Annotated in this window: 18 protein-coding genes; 8 read left to right on the top strand and 10 right to left on the bottom strand. The window is 71.2% G+C overall.

The window, feature by feature from the left end; all coding sequences use genetic code 11:
- Nucleotides 1-72: 72 nt before the first annotated feature.
- A complete protein-coding gene (locus Psi02_RS08970) occupies nt 73-303 on the top strand; it encodes a DUF3107 domain-containing protein (protein WP_203953654.1) in 231 nt (76 codons plus the stop codon).
- A 47-nt stretch (nt 304-350) separates the two neighbouring features.
- On the opposite strand, the gene Psi02_RS08965 is transcribed toward Psi02_RS08970, so the two are convergent.
- The 4 genes from Psi02_RS08965 to Psi02_RS08950 all read right to left on the bottom strand — a co-directional run bounded on the left by Psi02_RS08965 (nt 351) and on the right by Psi02_RS08950 (nt 2,522).
- Nucleotides 351-866: an SRPBCC family protein gene (locus Psi02_RS08965; RefSeq protein ID WP_203972974.1), complete on the bottom strand. Its 516-nt coding sequence runs from the start codon at nt 864-866 to the stop codon at nt 351-353.
- 216 nt (nt 867-1,082) lie between these two features.
- Complete coding sequence (locus Psi02_RS08960) at nt 1,083-1,421, bottom strand: ArsR/SmtB family transcription factor (RefSeq protein WP_239094728.1); 339 nt, start codon at nt 1,419-1,421, stop codon at nt 1,083-1,085.
- Between the two features lie 12 nt (nt 1,422-1,433).
- A complete protein-coding gene (locus tag Psi02_RS08955) occupies nt 1,434-1,781 on the bottom strand; it encodes a VOC family protein (protein ID WP_203972973.1) in 348 nt (115 codons plus the stop codon).
- Between the two features lie 69 nt (nt 1,782-1,850).
- Nucleotides 1,851-2,522, bottom strand: a complete 672-nt coding sequence (locus Psi02_RS08950) for a ferritin-like fold-containing protein (protein WP_203972972.1) — start codon at nt 2,520-2,522, stop codon at nt 1,851-1,853.
- A 399-nt stretch (nt 2,523-2,921) separates the two neighbouring features.
- Here Psi02_RS08950 and Psi02_RS08945 point away from each other — a divergent pair, with 399 nt between their 5' ends.
- From Psi02_RS08945 to Psi02_RS08935, 3 genes are all read left to right on the top strand, one after another.
- Entirely contained in the window at nt 2,922-4,730 is a 1,809-nt protein-coding gene (locus tag Psi02_RS08945; protein WP_239094727.1) for a DEAD/DEAH box helicase, read from the top strand.
- Nucleotides 4,731-4,951: 221 nt separating this feature from the next.
- A complete protein-coding gene (locus Psi02_RS08940; RefSeq protein ID WP_203972971.1) occupies nt 4,952-5,830 on the top strand; it encodes an alpha/beta fold hydrolase in 879 nt (292 codons plus the stop codon).
- Nucleotides 5,831-5,843: 13 nt separating this feature from the next.
- Nucleotides 5,844-6,755, top strand: coding sequence for an oxygenase MpaB family protein (locus Psi02_RS08935; RefSeq protein WP_203972970.1), 912 nt, complete (start codon nt 5,844-5,846; stop codon nt 6,753-6,755).
- Here the strand turns inward: Psi02_RS08935 and Psi02_RS08930 are convergent.
- Genes Psi02_RS08930 through Psi02_RS08920 form a run of 3 tightly spaced genes read right to left on the bottom strand, consistent with a single transcriptional unit; the run spans nt 6,752 to nt 9,160 of the window.
- Nucleotides 6,752-7,759 carry a RecB family exonuclease gene (locus tag Psi02_RS08930; RefSeq protein ID WP_203972969.1) on the bottom strand — a complete coding sequence of 336 codons (1,008 nt, stop codon included), beginning with the start codon at nt 7,757-7,759 and terminating at the stop codon, nt 6,752-6,754. The genes Psi02_RS08935 and Psi02_RS08930 overlap by 4 nt on opposite strands.
- Nucleotides 7,760-7,765: 6 nt before the next feature.
- Nucleotides 7,766-8,476, bottom strand: coding sequence for an MBL fold metallo-hydrolase (locus Psi02_RS08925; protein ID WP_203972968.1), 711 nt, complete (start codon nt 8,474-8,476; stop codon nt 7,766-7,768).
- A gap of 39 nt (nt 8,477-8,515) precedes the next feature.
- On the bottom strand, nt 8,516-9,160 hold the full coding sequence (locus Psi02_RS08920) for a DUF6758 family protein (protein WP_203972967.1): 645 nt from the start codon (nt 9,158-9,160) through the stop codon (nt 8,516-8,518).
- Between the two features lie 73 nt (nt 9,161-9,233).
- Here Psi02_RS08920 and Psi02_RS08915 point away from each other — a divergent pair, with 73 nt between their 5' ends.
- Nucleotides 9,234-9,638 carry an NUDIX hydrolase gene (locus Psi02_RS08915; protein ID WP_239094726.1) on the top strand — a complete coding sequence of 135 codons (405 nt, stop codon included), beginning with the start codon at nt 9,234-9,236 and terminating at the stop codon, nt 9,636-9,638.
- On the opposite strand, the gene Psi02_RS08910 is transcribed toward Psi02_RS08915, so the two are convergent.
- Both Psi02_RS08910 and Psi02_RS08905 read right to left on the bottom strand, forming a co-directional pair.
- Nucleotides 9,619-12,999, bottom strand: a complete 3,381-nt coding sequence (locus Psi02_RS08910) for a sialidase family protein (RefSeq protein ID WP_203972966.1) — start codon at nt 12,997-12,999, stop codon at nt 9,619-9,621. The genes Psi02_RS08915 and Psi02_RS08910 overlap by 20 nt on opposite strands.
- 147 nt (nt 13,000-13,146) lie before the next feature.
- Nucleotides 13,147-14,127 (bottom strand): CPBP family intramembrane glutamic endopeptidase, encoded by a 981-nt coding sequence (locus Psi02_RS08905; protein ID WP_203972965.1) that lies wholly within the window; start codon nt 14,125-14,127, stop codon nt 13,147-13,149.
- 132 nt (nt 14,128-14,259) lie between these two features.
- Here Psi02_RS08905 and Psi02_RS08900 point away from each other — a divergent pair, with 132 nt between their 5' ends.
- Together Psi02_RS08900 and Psi02_RS08895 are read left to right on the top strand one after the other, a co-directional pair.
- A complete protein-coding gene (locus tag Psi02_RS08900; RefSeq protein WP_203972964.1) occupies nt 14,260-14,949 on the top strand; it encodes a hypothetical protein in 690 nt (229 codons plus the stop codon).
- A gap of 40 nt (nt 14,950-14,989) precedes the next feature.
- Nucleotides 14,990-15,541, top strand: coding sequence for a DUF6529 family protein (locus tag Psi02_RS08895; protein WP_203972963.1), 552 nt, complete (start codon nt 14,990-14,992; stop codon nt 15,539-15,541).
- Between the two features lie 6 nt (nt 15,542-15,547).
- On the opposite strand, the gene Psi02_RS08890 is transcribed toward Psi02_RS08895, so the two are convergent.
- Nucleotides 15,548-16,489, bottom strand: coding sequence for an HpcH/HpaI aldolase/citrate lyase family protein (locus Psi02_RS08890; RefSeq protein WP_203972962.1), 942 nt, complete (start codon nt 16,487-16,489; stop codon nt 15,548-15,550).
- A gap of 269 nt (nt 16,490-16,758) precedes the next feature.
- Here Psi02_RS08890 and Psi02_RS08885 point away from each other — a divergent pair, with 269 nt between their 5' ends.
- Entirely contained in the window at nt 16,759-17,325 is a 567-nt protein-coding gene (locus tag Psi02_RS08885) for a biotin transporter BioY (RefSeq protein ID WP_203972961.1), read from the top strand.
- Nucleotide 17,326 lies beyond the last annotated feature (1 nt).

The raw sequence follows: 17,326 nt of genomic DNA, 5'->3' as shown, positions 1-17,326 counted from the left end.
GCGATCAAAGGGCTCGGCGCGCCGCGAGGCGACGACGATGGGTACTACAAGCCCTCTCGAAAGGGGAGCCCGATGGAAATCAAGATCGGCGTACAGTCGGTGCACCGAGAGATCATTGTCGAGACCGACCTGTCGGCCGACCAGATCGAGGAGGAACTCCGCAGGGCGCTCGCCGCGGACAAAGGCGTGTTCTCACTGACCGACACCAAGGGCCGCCGCGTGGTCGTCCCCGTCCAGTCGCTCGGATTCGTCGAGATCGGCGAAGACGAGACGCGGCCCGTCGGCTTCGGCGGAACGTTGTGACCGTTCGGCCCCTGTGACCGACTCCATTTGACCAGCGCGACGTGTGACTAACGGCCCTCGGCGTGGGTCGCCAGGCGGTCCAGGATGAGACTCCACCCCGCGTTGTAGCTCCCGGGATAGCGGCGGGCGAGGTCGGGCGAAAGGCGTTCCCAGCCACGGTGCTCCAGCTCCACACGGGTCAGTGCGGGGCCGAGGGCCAGGAAGCGCAGCTCGACCTCGGTCACCGCCCCGTCGGGCGACAGCCGGCGCTCCGGCGCGCCGTGCTCGTAGCGGGTGGACTCCCAGGTCATGGCGAACCGTTCCGGCGGTTCCCAGGCCAGGACCTTCCCCCAGGCGCACTCCGTGCCGTCCGCGTCCGTCTCGTACACCCGGCCGCCGACGTGCCGCTCGACGGTGACGGAGACGACCTCGGCGGTCCCCAGCGAGTGGGACGACGTCGGCCACCACTGCCCGATCTCACGGACGAAGACGTCGAAGACATGGTCGCGATCGCTGCGGACCATGACGGACTTGTGAATCGGCGGGACGATCTCGGGCCCGGTTCCCTGCTCAGCTCCGGCCATGACGGCACCCGCGCGGGCGGCGGGTGAGGTCGGCGCCGTGGGTTTCACCCCGCCGCTGGCCGACAGTCGGGCAATGCTCGCTTCCTCTGCGCAACACCGCGCGCGAGGTCCAGCGATTCGGCCCACATCTCGTCAAGGAACTGCCGTAGCGGCGCGAGGCCCTCATGCCACGCACGCTACAACCATTTGGCCGCCGGAACAGCAGACCGGCCCATCTCATCCCGCCTGCGACCGGTGATCGGACACCCCGCGTTCGGCCTCCACGATCCGGCGCGCGAAGTCGAGCGACTCGCCCCACATCTCGTCGAGGAACTGCCGCAGCGGCGCGAGGCCCTCACGGCGGGCCCGATACAGCCGCTTGGTGCCCTCACGCCGCTCGATCAGCAGGCCGGCCTCCTTCAGCACCTGAAGGTGCTGGGAGACCGCCGGCCGGGTCACCTCGAAGTGCTCGGCGATCCGGCCCGCGGGCATCTCCTGGTTCGCGACGAGCCGCAGGATGGCACGGCGGCGCGGCTCCGCTATCGCCCGCAGCGCCTCATCCATCGGCTCGGTCATGCGTCGCTCCTGTCAGCGCTTCCAGAGCCCGATCCGGTTGCCCTGGGGGTCGGTGAACTCCGCGAGCGTACCCGTCCCCGGGACCTCGTACGGCGGCACGACGGTCTTGCCGCCGAGCGCCTCGGCCCTGTCCAGGTGTCCCTGGACGTCGTCGACGGCGACCACGATGCTCACGCCCTTCGCCGCCCCCTCCGCAGCGGTTCCGATGCCGCCCGGGACGCCGTCCTCGGCGGCCTCGACCAAGCCGTACCCCATGGGGTTGTCCGCGTCGATTCGCCAGTCGAACAGGTCGGCGTAGAAGCCGAACAGAGACGGCGCGTCACTGGTCGCGATGTCGAAGAAAACCACAGGCCGAGCCATGGCTGTGCTCCTTTCCTGGAACTGTCTCCAGGAAAGTTAGCCATTGCTTTCGTAAGTGTCAACTAACGCTTAGCCGCTCGTGGTGAGACCGATCGCCGCCATGCGCCTGCCGTGCTCCTCGGTCAGCCGGGCGAACAACCTGCCGATCTCCGCGAGGTCCTCCCCCTCCTCGCCCACCAGCATCGCGGCCAGTTCCGGACGCGCGGCGGCCAGTCGCTGGCCCTGGCTCAGCGCCTCCCCCACCATCCGCCGCGCCCACAGAGCCAGCCGGCCGCTCAGCCGGGGGTCGGCCTTGATCGCCGCCCGCACGCGCTCGACCGCGAACTCGGAACGGCCCTCGTCGGTCAGGACGTCGTCGACGAGCCGGCGGACGGACTCCTCCGCGTGGCGGGCGGCCTCGCGGTAGAAGTCCCCCGCGATGCCCGTGCCGACATAGGCCTTCACGAGTGCCTCATGCCAGTCCCTGGGCCTGGTCTGCGCGTGCCAGGCGTCGATCGCGTCCACGAACGGGTCCATCGCCTCCTCCGGGTCCACCCCGAGAGACGACAACTTGTCGCGCAACACCCGGAAGTGGCCGTATTCGGTCGCCGCGACGTCGCCCAGTGCCGCCCTGTCGTTAAGGGTCGGGGCGAGCAGGGCGGCGTCCTCCGCCAATTTGAGGAATGCCGTCAGCTCGGCGTACGCGAGCACGCCCAGCAGGTCCACGACGCCGGGGGAGAGGCCGGGAGAGGAATCAGTCATGGGTGCAGCGTACGTGTCCAAGGTCACCTCCCATCAGCCCGTCGACCACCTCCGCATCACTGGTGCGATGGAGACTATTGGTGGGAAGAAACAGAAATCGGTTCCCCGTTGTGGTATCGAGTAGACTGCTCAGTGAAAAGTGCGACCGCGCTGTGTTGATCCGGGGTTCGGCCCCGGCGCCCCCAGTTATTGGATGTGGCGGTCGCTCATCACGACGAAGGCGTGATCCACGAGGACCCGGACCGGGAAAGATCTGCCGGCTGGATGACCAGGAGGCCGCCTTCGCACCGATTTAGGCAGGCCACACTGACAACGACGTTCCGAGACCTGGGAGTCATCCCAGAGATCGCCGATGCCCTCGAGACCGAGGGCATCTCTTCACCGTTCCCGATCCAAGAGATGGCGCTCCCGCTGGCACTCGCCGGCCAGGACGTCATCGGCCAGGCGCGCACCGGCACGGGCAAGACCTATGCCTTCGGCGTCGCCATGTTGCAACTCGTCGGCAAACCGAGGAAGAACCGCAAGAAGCCACGCGGCCTGGTCATCGTGCCGACCCGTGAGCTCGCTCTGCAGGTGACCGAGGACCTGGTCCTCGCGGCCGGCAAGCTCGGCTCGCGGATCCTCACCGTGTACGGCGGCCGGGCGTACGAGCCCCAGATCGAGTCGCTCAAGAACGGCGTCGACGTCGTCGTCGGCACGCCGGGGCGCCTCCTCGACCTGGTCAAGCAGAAGCACCTCGACCTCGGCCAGGTCACCATGCTCGTCCTCGACGAGGCCGACCGCATGCTCGACCTCGGCTTCCTGCCGGACATGGAGCGGATCATCAAGCTGGTCCCCGAGCAGCGGCAGACCATGCTGTTCTCGGCCACCATGCCCGGTGAGATCGTCACGCTCTCCCGCCGTTACCTCACCAGGCCCACCCACGTCCGCGCGGAGAACAGCGCCGCCGAGGACGAGGCGCTCCCCCAGACGACCCAGTTCGTCTACCGCACGCACCGCATGGACAAGATCGAGATCGTCGCCCGGCTGCTCCAGAGCAACGGAAGCGGACTGACGATGGTCTTCTGCGAGACCAAGCGCGCCTGCGACATGGTCTCCGAGCAGCTTCAGGAGAAGGGCTTCGCCGCCGCGGCGGTCCACGGCGACCTCGGTCAGGGACAGCGCGAGCAGGCGCTGCGGGCCTTCCGCAACGGCAAGATCAATGTGCTGGTGGCCACCGACGTGGCCGCGCGCGGCATCGACATCGACGATGTCACCCACGTGGTCAACTACGACTGCCCCCAGGACGAGAAGGCCTACGTCCACCGGATCGGCCGCACCGGCCGGGCCGGGCGCACGGGTGTCGCGGTGACCTTCGTCGAGTGGACCGAGCTGACCCGCTGGAAGGTCATCAACAACGCGCTCGACCTCGACTTCGCCGACCCGGTCGAGACCTACTCCAGCTCACCGCACCTCTACTCCGACCTCGACATCCCTGAGGGGACGAAGGGCGTGCTGCCGCGCGCCAACCGCTCCCGTGCGGGGCTCGCGGCCGAGGAGATCGAGGACCTGGGCGAGACCGGGCGCATCCGGACCCGCAAGCAGGGACGCGGCGAGCGTGATCGCGACGAGGACGCGGAGGAGCGCCGCAAGCGCCCGGCCCGCACCCGCGAGCGACGCCGTACCCGCGGTGGCCGCGCCCAGGAGGCGGAGACCGACGGCGTGACCGCCGCCGAACCCGCCGCCGAGACCGCGACCGGCGTCGAACCCGTGAGCGCCCCCGCGCCCAGGGCGGAGACGGCGCCTCCGGTCGAGACGGTCCCCGCGGTCGAAACCGCCACCCCGGTCGAGGCCGAGCAGGCGAGCCCGGTCAAGCCAGTGAAGTCCACCAGGCGGGCGGCGTCCGCCAAGCGGGCGAGCTCCGTCAAGCCGGTCACCCCGGTCGAGACAGAGAGCGAGCCCGTGACCGCCGCCGAACCCGCCGTCACCATCGAACCCGCGAGCAGAATTCTGCCGGGGGACATCCTCGAGGAGGCGCCGCCCATGCTGCCCCCCACACCGCGTTCCGCGCCGCAGGCCGAGCGGATCGTCCCGGCGAGTCCCTTCGTCGTGGTCTTCCAGTCGCCCGACCTCGCGACCGAGGACGACGACCCCGCTCCGTCGGCGGCGACCGAGCGTGCCCAGAGCAGGCGCAGGGTGAGCCGTCCGCGGCCTCGCCGTACGACCTGATCCGGGAGGCCATCCTCCCAGTGGGTATGGACTTTGGCATGAGGCGTGTGCGATGACCAGCCGCAACCTGCATAAGTTTTTCGGCAGTGTCGCGAACGGTTTCGCTCGGTATCGTGATGCCACGTGAGCGAAGCAGCCGACAGGCACAGCAGCCGGTCCCACGCGGGTAAGCCGTCCCGCCCAGCGGTAACGCGGCTCCCGGGTGGGGCGGAGGAGACACTGTGAGCACGCCGCGGTTCCTGACGCTCCCGCCGGGAGTCTCCGTCCTCCCGATCGAGACGGAGCTGGGCTCGTTCACGGCCCTCGAGGCACTGCCGGTGAGCGGCGTCGCGGAGCGCTGGCCGGCGCTCCTGGTTCCCGGATACACCGGGAGCAAGGAAGACTTCATCGCGGTCCTCCAGACGCTGGCCCAGGCCGGCAGGCGAGTGATCGCGGTCGACATGCGCGGGCAGTACGAGACGCCCGGGCCCGACGACCCCCAGGCCTACACCTGCGCGTCGCTGGGCGCCGACGTCGAATCGATCGCCCGCGTCGTGGGCGCGGGCGAGCCGGTCCACCTTCTCGGCCACTCGTTCGGCGGCCTAGTGGCCCGTGAGACCGTCCTGAACGGCACGGCGCAGCTGGCCTCGTTCACACTGATGAGCTCGGGACCCGCGGGGATCATCGGCCCGCGGGAACGGGCGGGCCGGATGATGCTGGCGGAGCTGCCCGAGCACGGCGTGGACTACCTGTGGTCCAACCGGATGGAACCGGACGCACTCAGAGCGGGTGTGCCGGACGACATCGTCGCCTTCCTGCGCAAGCGCCTGCTGTCCAACTCCCCCGCCGGCCTGCTGGCGATGGCGGACGAGGTGCTGAACGCCCGCGACCGCGTGGCCGAGCTGGCCGAGAGCGGCCTCGACCTCCTCGTTCTGTACGGCGAGCACGACGACGGGTGGCCGCCGCTCCTGCAGGCCGAGATGGCCAACCGGCTGGAGGCCGACTGCGTGGTCGTCCCCGGCTCCGTCCACTCGCCCGCCGTGGAGGCTCCGGAGACCACCGCCGCGGCCCTCACCAGGTTCTGGAACGCCGCGGAGAGCCGGCTGCTCCAGTACGGCTGAAGGCGTGACCGGCATGGGGACGAGCGACGCGCCCACGGCGCAGCCACCGGAATCGGCCACGTGGCTGGTGCACATCGACAGGTCCATGTGGGTGGGCGGCGTCCGCGGCCTGATGTTGCAGGCGCTCCACCCGATGGCGATGCGCGGGGTCTGGCAGAACTCCAACTTCCAGGAGGATCCGTTCGGCCGGCTGCGCCGTACGGCGGACTTCGTCGGCCGGGTGACCTACGGCAGCCCCGAGGAGGCCGAAGAGATCGGCCGGCGCGTGCGGGGCATCCACCGCGGGCTGCGCATCCACGACCCGGAGACGGGGCGGCATCACCGCGTCGACGATCCCGAGTTGCTCCTGTGGGTCCACTGCGCCGAGGTCATGTCCTACCTGGAGATCGTCCGCCGGGCCGGCGCGAAGATCTCCGACAGCGTGGCCGACCGCTACCTGGCCGAGCAGCGACGTAGCGCGGCCTATGTGGGCCTCCACGCGGAGGACGTGCCGGGCTCGGTCGCCGAGATGGACGCCTACTTCACCGAGATGCGGCCCCATCTGAAGCCCATCCCCGAAGCGGTGGCGGCGGTGCGGTTCCTGCTGTGGCCGCGCCTGCCGCACGACCTTCGCTTCCTCAGCCCCGGCAAGCCTATGTACTTCCCGTTCGGGGCGCTGTGCTACTACACGCTGCCCGACTGGGCCCGCCGGATGTACGGCGTGCTGCCCGAGGTACCGCAGAGCGCCGTGACGGCCACGTTGAGAGCGTTCCGCACGGTGACGAACTCACTGCCGGAGTTCGTGCACCAGCGCGCGTTCACCCCGTCGACGAGGGAGATGTTGCAGGCGTCGCGGGAACGACTGGCCGCGGCCGGATACGACGTCAGCAAGGGTCTGCGCGGGCTGGTCGATCCGCGCAGGAGGCCCGGGAAGATCGTCGTCTAGGCCGTCGGGGTCGTGGCCTGAGTGTCCGTCTCCGAGTCGACGGCGAGCGCGGACCACGGCAGGCGGTCCGGAGAGGCGGCCCGGCCTTCCGGGCAGTGCCGCCGGAAGTCGCACCACGAGCAGATCGGGCCGGGGTTAGGCCGGAACAGCTCATCGATCTCGGGCGGCACCTCCGCGGGCGCGGTCCCCGTGCGGCTCGCGTCCGCCCGGCCCGTGTCCGTCCGCCCCGCGTCGGTCCGCCCCGTGTCCGTACGGCCTGTCCTCGTCCGGCTCGGTTCCGTCCGGCCGCCACGACGCCCCGCCCAGGCCCGGTAGGCCTCATCGGCCGCGGAGGCCTCCGTGGCGATCTCCTCGGCCCTGTGGAGATGGCGGGCGAGCGACTCGTCGGTGTGCTCCCACTCGGCGACGGCGCCCGTGGGCAGGTGGTGGAGTTCGACGCGGCGGCACGTGCGGTGCATCATGCGCGACGACGCGATGGCGTAGATGGCCAGGGCGATCGAGGACCTGGCGTCGTCGGCGTCCAGCGGCCGGCGGCCGGTCTTGTAGTCGACCACCACGAGCTCGTCGTCCCGCCGGTCGAGCCGGTCCACACGTCCCGACACCGCGATCACAGCCGTCCGGGTGGCCACCGTGCGCTCGACGCCGACCGGGTCGTCCGAAGGATCAAGCGTCCTGACATATCCGGACACCATTTCGCGTGCCCGATCACGCCATAACGCCGACTGCTCCTCGTCGCGGAAGCCCTCGGTGATCCACCCGTTCGTGACGAGGATGGCCGCCATCATCGGCGTCCGGCGCTCGTACGGCTCACGCCACCAGGCCGCCAGGGCGTTGTGAACCGACGCCCCGACGCTGTTGTGCGCCCACGGAGGGCCCTTCTGCGGCGCCGGGCGGTCGAGGTACGTGAAGCGGTACCGGCGCCCGCAGTCGAGCCACGAGTTCAGGCGGGACGGCGTGCACGTGTAGAGCCGCCTCGGCATGCCGTCGAGGCCGAGCTGCTCCATGATCGCCTACTCGTCGAGGTCCAGCCTGACACCGGAGACCCTGGTGCCGTCCACGAGAGGCGGCGGCTCCGCGATGCTCTCCTCCGAGGTCAGCGAGCCGGACAGCCACTTGTCGAACTGCGGCTCGAGGTCGCCGATGCTGCTCTCCTCGCCGTGCGTGGGGAGCACCCGGGTCGCGTGCGGGAGCGTGAACAACCGCTCGCCGATGGAGGTGAGCTGGTCGCTGAGGGCGGGGTACTCGCCCGCGAGCTTGCCCGGGCCGTCCAGCTGGAGCGTCTTGCCGGTGAAGACCGCGTCGAGCTCCTCACAGTAGAGGGACACGCCGCCGGGCGTCACGCCAGGAGTGGCCAGGACCTCGAGCTCGACGTCGGCGACGGCGAACAGGCCCTCGTCCTCCATCTCGATGTCGGGCCAGGTGTCCTCCCACGTCTGCCGCCACAGGCGCTTGTCCTTGACGTGGACGGCGATCACGGCCTCGTCCCTGGCGGCCACCTCGATCGCGGCGCCCACGTGGTCGGGCAGGCCGTGGGTGCAGATGACGGCGAGGACCTCGCGGTCGCCCACCTTCTCCAGGATCTTCTCCGCGTCACGCGCGGCGTCGATGACGATCACCTCGTCGTCGTCGCCCACGATCCAGGTATTGTTCTCGACCTTGTGCTCGACGTCTTCGATCTCGACGACGCCCGAAGTCACCACTCGTTCGATACGCGCTGTCACGGCTCAGAACCTTACTATCCCTAGCTGATCGCGCCCGCCTTACTGGACATCGGCGTCCAGTCTGGGCGAGAAGGCACCGAACGGAAGGTCCAGTGCCTGGTCGTGATCGCGCAGGTCGCGCAGAGAGAGATCGGCCAGCGCGATGAGGCAGCCGACCTCCGCAGGCCAGGCGATCGTCCACAGCCAGTTGCCGAGGGCCTCGCCGACGTAGGCCGCCCGGTCCTCCGGCACCCCTCCCGCGCACCACAGTGCGGTCGGATGGCCACGAGCGTCGACCTTCACGTGCGGCGGCCCCGCGTCGAACCCGGCGCCGGGATCCGGTCCGGGCAACCCCGCGTAGGCGGCGCCGAGACCGACCCCAGGCTCCTCGGCGACCAGCAGCATGTCGGCGGGTCCGTAGGTGATCGAGGGCCCCGAGATCGCGACGACGCTCGCCCTGACCCCGCTGCGCTCGTCGCCCACTTCGGCGAATCCGGTCACCAGCCAGTTCGGCGGCAGCGGCCACGGAAGCCAGACGGGGACCCTGGCGGCCCCGCGCAGCGCGTCGAGGGCGGCCTGAGAGGGGCGGCGGGGAGGCGGGAAGGGCAGCACGTCACCGTGCGCACCGCAACGCCAGGAGCTCGACCAGACGTTCGGCTCGTGCAGCGGCCCGAAACACCGCGGACAGGTAGGCGCGGTTCTCACAACTACTCACGGTGCTGCGGAGTGAGCGGTCGCGTCAAGAGTCTTCCTGTTATCCAGTCGTAATCTTGGTTCTGTGCGGCGTGTCAGATGTGTGGGAGCGATCGTGGTCGACGACGGCAGGCTGCTGCTGGTGCGCAGAGGCCGCCCTCCGGGGCAGGGGTTGTGGTCGCTGCCCGGGGGCCGGGTGGAGCCCGGAGAGACCGACGCGGAGGCGCTGCGCCGCGAACTCCTGGAGGAGACCGGGCTCGATGTGATCGCCGGCCCACTGGCCGGCACCGTCGAGCGGCCGGGCCCGGACGGCGTCGTCTACGAGATCCACGACTACCTGGCGACGAACGCCTCGGACGCCCGGCCCGTCGCAGGGGACGACGCCGCAGACGCCCGCTGGTGCCACCCCTCCGATCTCGTACGGCTCCCGCTGACCGACGGCCTCACGGCGGCACTGGCCGAGTGGGGGATCATCGGCCCTCCGCCGTGAGCGAGCTGCGCCAGATGGTGAGGTGGTCGTCGGCGTATCCCGTGGACCTGCCGATGGCCAGCACACGGGTCCCCGACACGGCCACGGCTCCCAGCCACTGTGTGCCGGCACCGCCGAGGCCGTCCTGGGTGAGCGTCTGGCGGGTCCAGGCGAGCCCGTCCTCGGAGATCCACGCGGCGCTGTCGCCCTCGCCCGCCGGGCCGTACGATCCCACGGCGACCAGACCGCCGTTGGCCGCGACCAGGTCGAGCACCACGGCCGTCTGCTCGGCGGGGAGCCGGCCGTACTCCCAGTGGGCGCCGTCGTCGGCCGACACGGCGGAGAACGGGCGGACGCCCTCCTCGGTGACTTCGGTGCCGATCGCGACGACTCCTGAGCCCGTGGCCACCACGTGCCGCAGTCCGGCCGAGCGGGCGTCATCGGGGATCACCCTGCCCGCCTGCGTCCACCGAAGCCCGTCGGGCGAGACCCAGACGACGCCGGTCTCGAGGTCGGGCGCGCCCGACCCGCCCACGGCCATGAATCCGGACGGCGTGGCGGTGACCGAGGTGAGGCGCACACCCGCTCCCCCGGCCGGCATGCCGGCCGACGGAACACGGGTGAACCGCTTGAGATCGGGGCTGAACCAGAGAGCGGGCAGCACGCCGGTGGCGCTGCGATCGTCGCCGGCCAGGACGTAACCCTTGGGCCCGCCCGCGACCAGGCGCGGCGCGACCAGGAAGTGACCGGCGGAGACCTCCATCGCCGGGCCGGCCTTCCAGGACCCGCCGTCCGACGAGGTCACCAGCAGCGGCCGGGTGACGGCGGGGTCGGTCATCGTGCTGCCGACCGCCAGCCAGCCCTTCGGGCCGTGCGCCACGCCGTTGAGGGCCTGGCGACCGGGTCCGCCGAGCAGCGCGGAGAGGCCGGCGTCGGTCCAGTTGGCCCCGTTGTTCCCGCTCGTCCAGATGGCGGCGTCGCCGTTGGCCGAGCCGACCGCGACGAACGCGCCGGCGAAGACCGCGACGTCGGCGGTGTCCCTGGCCAGGTGGCTGAGACCGGCGACGTTCCCCAGCGGCACCGACCGGGGCGCCTTGCCGTCTCCCGCCGTCATGAGGACGGGCAGGTTCTCCACGTCACCGGCGCCGCGTTTGTCCCCACCCGCGACGACCAGGCCCGCGTCGGTGATCGTCAGCCCGCGCAGGGTGCCCGGGATCTCACCCAGGTTCGCCGTCTTGGACCACTTGCGCCCGTCATCGCTGGTGTAGACGGCATACGTCTCCCAGGCCGACTCGACGACGGCCGCGACGCCCGCCGACGAGGACGCCAGCCCGCGGACTCCCGTGCTCTCGGGGCCGAGCCCGCCGATGCTCCCGCATTCGCTCCACCGGGCGCCCTCGGGCGAGCAGTACACGGTCACCTCACCGGCTGCCGAACGCTGGCGGGGCGGGACGAGGACGAACCCGTTCCCCGTCGCCGTGAGCGCACCCGGCTCGGGTTGCACCCCGGCGAGGGTCGCGGCGGTCCTCAGCCACGTCCTGCCGCCGTCAGTCGATCGGAGGATCACCGAACCCGAGTCGCCGGGACCGGGATCGGCCAGGGCCACGATCTGATCGCCTCGGGCGACGACCACGCGCATCCCCCGGACCTTGTCCGGCGTGCCGATGTCGCCCGCCCTCGACCAGGTCCTGCCGTCGGGCGACGTCCAGGCCACGGGACCGACCGTTCCGTTCTTGAGCGTGGACGCGCCCACGGCGACGAATCCCGCGGTGGTCCTGGCCACGTCGGTGATCCGGTCCTGGCTGCCGAAGACGGCGAGTCCCGCCGGGTCCACCGCCGTCCACGCCCGGCCGTCCGGCGACACCCACATCCCGCGTGCCGCCTGGCCCGCCCAGCCCGAGACGTCGGTCCCGACGGCCAGCCAGCGGCCGCCGCCTCCCACGACCCGGCCGACCGCGCCCGCGCCCGCCTCATAGCCGGCGGGACCGGCGACGCGTCCCAGGTCCCAGTCCTTGCCGCCGTCGGTGGACACGAGGAACAGGGGCCTCGGCAGTGTGCTCGTGGTGTCGCTGCCCACCGCCACCACGGTCGACCCCGCCGCGGCGATCGCGTTGAGTACCTGGCTGGAGCCGTTGCCCGGCAGGCCGGGCGCGGCGAAGGCGGCGTCCCCCGACTGGCCGTCGCCCGCCGCGAGGCGCAGTCCGGCGGACTGCGGGGCTCTGGCCCAGTTGACGGCCAGCACTCCCAGTCCCGCCGCCGCCAGCAGCACGATCGTCACCAGGACGGGGAGGACCAGCCTGCCGGGCCTGAAGCGGCGCGGCGGGGCGAGCCGCCGATGGTGCCGGCCCGCTCCCGTCCTCGGCGGGCCGATGGCGACCAGCACGTCGGGCCGGGCGGGCCGCCCTCCCGGAGGGCGGCCGATCCGTTCGACCGGTTCCCGCGGGGGCTCGGGATCCGCCGGATACGTGGCCTCGGGCACCGGCCGGTACGGGGGCTCGGGACCCGACTGGTGAACGGGAGGGTCGCCGGGCGAGGCGACGGGCTCGGGTTCCGCGGGGATCTCCGGACCCAGCCGGATGCCGCTGGGAGAAGGGGCGGCCGGGTCTTCGGCTCCCGGGACCGGCGGCCTGTGCGCCAGAGTGCGGTCGTCTCCGGACGAGTACGGCAGGCGCCGCTCACGCCGGGGAGCGCCGTCGGCGTCGGGGTCCTCCTTGGGAATGTTCGCCCGCGGCGTTCGCGGCGGCCCGGAGGCCACCAGCTTGTCGGGAGCGTCCACCAGCCGCCGCCGGGGCGGCTCGTCGGGAACGGCCGGCCCGCCGGACGAACCCGAGCCGGACGGGCCCGGGGTCGGCCCGGGCACCGGAGCAGACGACCCGGACGACCCGCCGAACGACCCGGCGGACCCAGAAGACCCAGAGGACCCGGACCCGCCGAACGCCTCAGACGACCCGGACGGCGGATCGGACCCGCCGGCCTGGCCGGGTGGCGAGTCGGGGGGAGGCGGCGAGGCGGGCGGCGGGGGCGTCTCGGATCGGCGGTCCCCTGTACGGCTGTGGCGGGGCTGCGCCTGGCCGGACGACGTCGAGTAGGGGCGGCGCCCGGTTCGCGGCTCCCGCTTGCTCTCAGGGGCGTCCGCGCCGTCCCCGGGAGAGGGCTCGGGCTGCGGCGCCCACAGATTCTGCGTGCTCTCCGGCTGCTGCGCGCCCTCGGGCTCCTCCGCGTCCTCGGGCACGGGAGCGCCGAACGGAGGCATCGCCCAGGGAGAGACGATCGGAGGCGTGTGATGAAGGGCCGGAGGGGGCTCCGGGTGGCCCTCGTCGTGTGCTCTGCCGTCGTCGTCGGCATCCTGCCGAGGCCGGCGCTCGTGGGGGCCCGAGGCCACGCTCAGTACCTCCTACCTCTGGCCCAGAGGGATATTAAGGACCGTTCCACCCCTTCTATGGCGAAGCGGGCGCGATCCCCTTGATACCCCATCACCGTTCCACAGCAACACGGGAACGCCGACGCGAACAGACCTCTCTAGTCAGATTTATCGCGAGAGCGTCTGAATTGCCCTCTTTCGGGCGATTATCACGACCGCGAAGCCGTACACGGCGAACTGGACGATCGTTCCGGTGATCGACTGCCAGGGAAGCGCACCCTGGGTCAGCGCGCTCCCGACGTCTCCGGAGGCGGCGGTGATGCCGAAGGCCGCGAGGTTGTTCATCACATGCAGGGCGATGGGGGCCTCGAGCCCTCCCGTGAGGATCGCCAGCCATCCCATGAGAACGCCGAACCCGAAGACGTAGGCGATGCCCCAGTCGGTGTAACCGTGCAGCGAGGCGAAGGCGGCGCCGCCCAGCAGGACGCCCGGCCACGGGTTCTTGAAATAGGTGCCGAACGCCTGGATGATCCAGCCCCTGAACGCGTACTCCTCCGCGGCCGCCTGGAAGGGCACGAGCAGAAGGATCACGACGAGGGGCGTCAGGAACCGATCCCACCCCACCCAGCCGAAGCCTGGACTCACACCGCTCAGCAGGAGCGTCCCGGCCTCGGCGAACTGCGCCAGCGCGACCGCCACGATCGCGATCAGCAGGCACTGCCCCAGCCACGCCCAGCGGAGGCGGAAGGCCACGGACGAGAGCGTGCCCGGCGGTCTCCGCTGGATCGCCCAGGCGGCCCCGAGGACGAGCGGGATGGACAACGCGATCACACCAAGCTGGAATCCCAGATCGGCCACCGGATCCATGAAGATGCGCGTGCCGTCCATCGACATGGGCAGACCGGCCACGATGGAGAGCAGGCCCGCGGCCAGCCCGAGCCCGATCGACACCACCAGGAACGCGGCCACGATCGCCAGCGTGCCGGCGATGGGCCGCCACCACCGGTGGGCCGACGTGCGGGCAAGCCTGTCGTAGCGAATCCCCGGCAGCGGCCGTACGGCCCATGGAGCCCGAACCGGCTGCCACGCGTACGGCGCCCCTTGGTAGGGGCCCGGGTAAGGCCACTGGTAGGGCTGAGGTTCGCTCATACCCCCATTGTTCGTGCCGGCCTCTGAACACTCGACGATGCCCCCTGGCCATTTGCGTAGAAGTTCACAGACAGTCGGTGCGAAAGAGGGTTCACTCGAAGCCAAGAGCCACTGCGAACCCAGGAGCACGCAATGAGCCGGCTAGGACCCGTCTACACGCTGGCCGCGGGCGCGGTGATCGTCGTCGCCCTCGGCGCGGCCAGCGTGAAGGCCGCCCCCTCCTTCCAGCAGGTGGGAGCGGGGCAGGACACGACCGCCGCGGCGCCCCCCGCGGAGCCGTTCCCCGCGCCGTCGCAGGAACCCTCGGATCAGCCGTCCGGCGAGCCTGCGGCGAAGCCGGACGCCACGCCCGAAAAGGCCGACTACGCGGGCGTGGTGCAGGGCAACGGCGGACTGGTGGCGATCGCCGTACGCGACGGGAAGGCCGTCGCCTACTTCTGCGACGGCCGCATCGAGGCCTGGCTGAAGGGCACCGCGGAGAACGGCACGGTCACCCTCGAAGGGAAGGACTCGCTGATCACCGCCGCCCTGGGCGGCGGCAAGGCCCAGGGCAGGCTGCAGGTCGGCAAGGCCAAGTGGCGCTTCACCGCCCCCCTGGTCAAGAAGCCGTCAGGTCTCTACCGGGCCAGCGCCGTGGTCCGCGGAGCGAAGATCGTCGGCGGCTGGATCGTCCTGCCGAACGGACAGGAGGTCGGCCGGGTGCAGATCGGCGGCAGCGGCGAGCCCGCTCCCCGTTTCGTGCCGGGCACGGCCGTGGACTACTACGGCATCACGCTGCGGCCCGAGGAGCCCGACGGCTTCATCGACGAACTCGCCCGGTAAGCCCCGCCCACTCGTCGCCGTTGATCGAGGAGCCTTCCCCGTGACCCACACCACCGTCATCACCAAGCGGAGCCTCGCCCCGCTTCTCGTCCCGCTCGGTGCCGGGGCCCTGGTCGCCGTCGCGCTCGGCGTGTACGGCAAGGCCCACGCCCCGACCGGCTTCGCCGTCGGCGTGGCCGGGTTCTCCGGCCCCCTGGCCATGAAGGCCTGGCTGACCACCGGCGCGGCCCTGCTCGCGATCGTGCAGGTCCTGTCCGCCAGGGCGATGTGGCGCAGGACGGGGACGAGATCCGCCTGGGTCGCCCCCCTGCACCGGTGGTCGGGCAGGATCGCCTTCCTGCTGACGATCCCGGTGGCCTTCCACTGCCTCTACGCACTGGGCGCCCAGTACGACAGCCCCCGCGTCCTGATCCACTCGTTGCTCGGAAGCTTCTTCTACGGCGTCTTCACGGCCAAGATGCTCGCGCTGCCCCGGCGCGGCCTGCCCGGCTGGAGCCTGCCGGTCCTCGGCGGCCTCGTCTTCACCGCGCTGATCGGGCTCTGGCTGACCTCGTCGTTCTGGTTCTTCACCACACTCGGCATCCGGCTGTAGGACCCGTCACGAGGCCGGAGGGGTGAAGGAGGTCGTGCGGGGAAGACCCGCCGCGCGGCCCTTGGCGGAGACCACGAGAGCCATCTTCCGCGAGGCCTCGTCGATCATCTCGTCACCGAGCATCACCGCGCCTCGCTTCTCGACGGTCGTGTAGTACTCGTAGGCGTCGAGGATCAACTCGGCGTGGTCGTAGTCCTCCTGGGAGGGCGAGAACACCGCGTTGGCGGCCTCCACCTGCGACGGATGCAGCACCCACTTGCCGTCGAACCCCAGGGCCGCCGCCCGGCGGGCCACCTGGCGGAAACCGTCCGCGTCGCGGATCTGGAGATAGGGCCCGTCGATGGCCTGGAGGTCGTGGGCCCGGGCCGCCATCAGAATCCGCATCAGGATGTAGTGGTAGGCGTCGCCCTCGTCGTATCCGGGCGGCTGCTGTCCGACGACGAGCGTCCGCATGCCGATCGAGGCCATGAAGTCGGCGGGCCCGAACACCAGGGTCTCCAGTCGCGGCGAGGCGCCCGCGATCTCGTCCACGGCGACCAGGCCCCGGGCGCTCTCGATCTGGGCCTCGATCCCGATCCGGCCATCCGGCAGGCCGGTGGCCCGCTCGATCTGGCCGAGCAGGGTGTCGAGCCAGGTGACGTGGGAGGCGTCCTCGACCTTCGGCAGCATCACGCAGTCGAGCCGGTCGCCCGCACCCTCGACGACCTCGATGACATCGCGATATGTCCACTCGGTGGTCAGGTCGTTCACCCTGACCACGACGGTCTTGCCCGCCCAGTCGCCGTCGCGCAGCGCGGCGACGATGTTCGCGCGGGCGTCCTTCTTGGCTCCCGGGGCGACGGAGTCCTCCAGATCGAGGAAGACCTCGTCGGCGGCCAGCCCCTGCGCCTTCTCCAGGAACCGGGGGTTGCTGCCGGGGACGGCGAGGCAGGAACGTCGAGCACGCATGGTCCACACCGTAGCGACAAGCGGCCGGGAGGGGTGGCCGGGGCAGGTACGACAGCGGTCGTTCGTAGACCTGCTACAACCGCGGCACGTCAGGGACCGCCTCGTCCGGGGTTGTACCGCCCGGCACCTGTTGATCTCGCACAAATCGGCCCACTTGTTCTTGGCGCCGCCGCCGTACGGCTTTCCGTCCCGCTCCCCAAGAATGGACTCGGCAAAGTGATCCTCCGCGCCGGTTCAGCCGGAGGCGACAAGTCGAGAGGGAGCCATTCATGGCCAACGCCGCCGCCGGTACCCGCCCCGCCGTACTGTCCGACCTCATCCCGGGAAGGCTCGTCCGCGACATCGCGCTGATCGCCGGCGCGGCCCTGCTCACGGGCCTGTCCGCCAAGGTCAGCTTCCCGGTGCCGGGCACGCCGGTCCCCGTGACCCTGCAGACCTTCGCGGTCCTGCTCTCGGGCGCCGCGCTCGGCCTGCACCGTGCCGCGATCAGCATGGCCCTCTACCTGGTGGCCGGCCTCGCCGGAGTTCCGCTGTTCGCCGCGTCCGGCGACGCCACCCTCGGTTACGTCGTCGGGTTCTTCCTCGCCGCGAGCGTCGTGGGGGCACTCGCGAGCCGGGGCGGCGACCGGACCGTCTGGCGGACGGTCGGCACCATGGCCGCGGGCACCGTGCTGATCTACGCGATCGGCATGCCGTGGCTCATGGTCGCCACCGGCATGGACCTGCCGACCGCCTTCGCTCAGGGTGTCGTGCCCTTCCTCATCGGCGACGGCCTGAAGGTCCTCATCGCCGCCGGTCTCCTTCCGGCCGCGTGGAAGCTCACCGGCCGGAGCTAGG

It is taken from the genome of Planotetraspora silvatica, assembly GCF_016863315.1.
Classification (GTDB): Bacteria; Actinomycetota; Actinomycetes; order Streptosporangiales; family Streptosporangiaceae; genus Planotetraspora; species Planotetraspora silvatica.
This window is presented reverse-complemented; position numbering and strand designations above follow the sequence as displayed.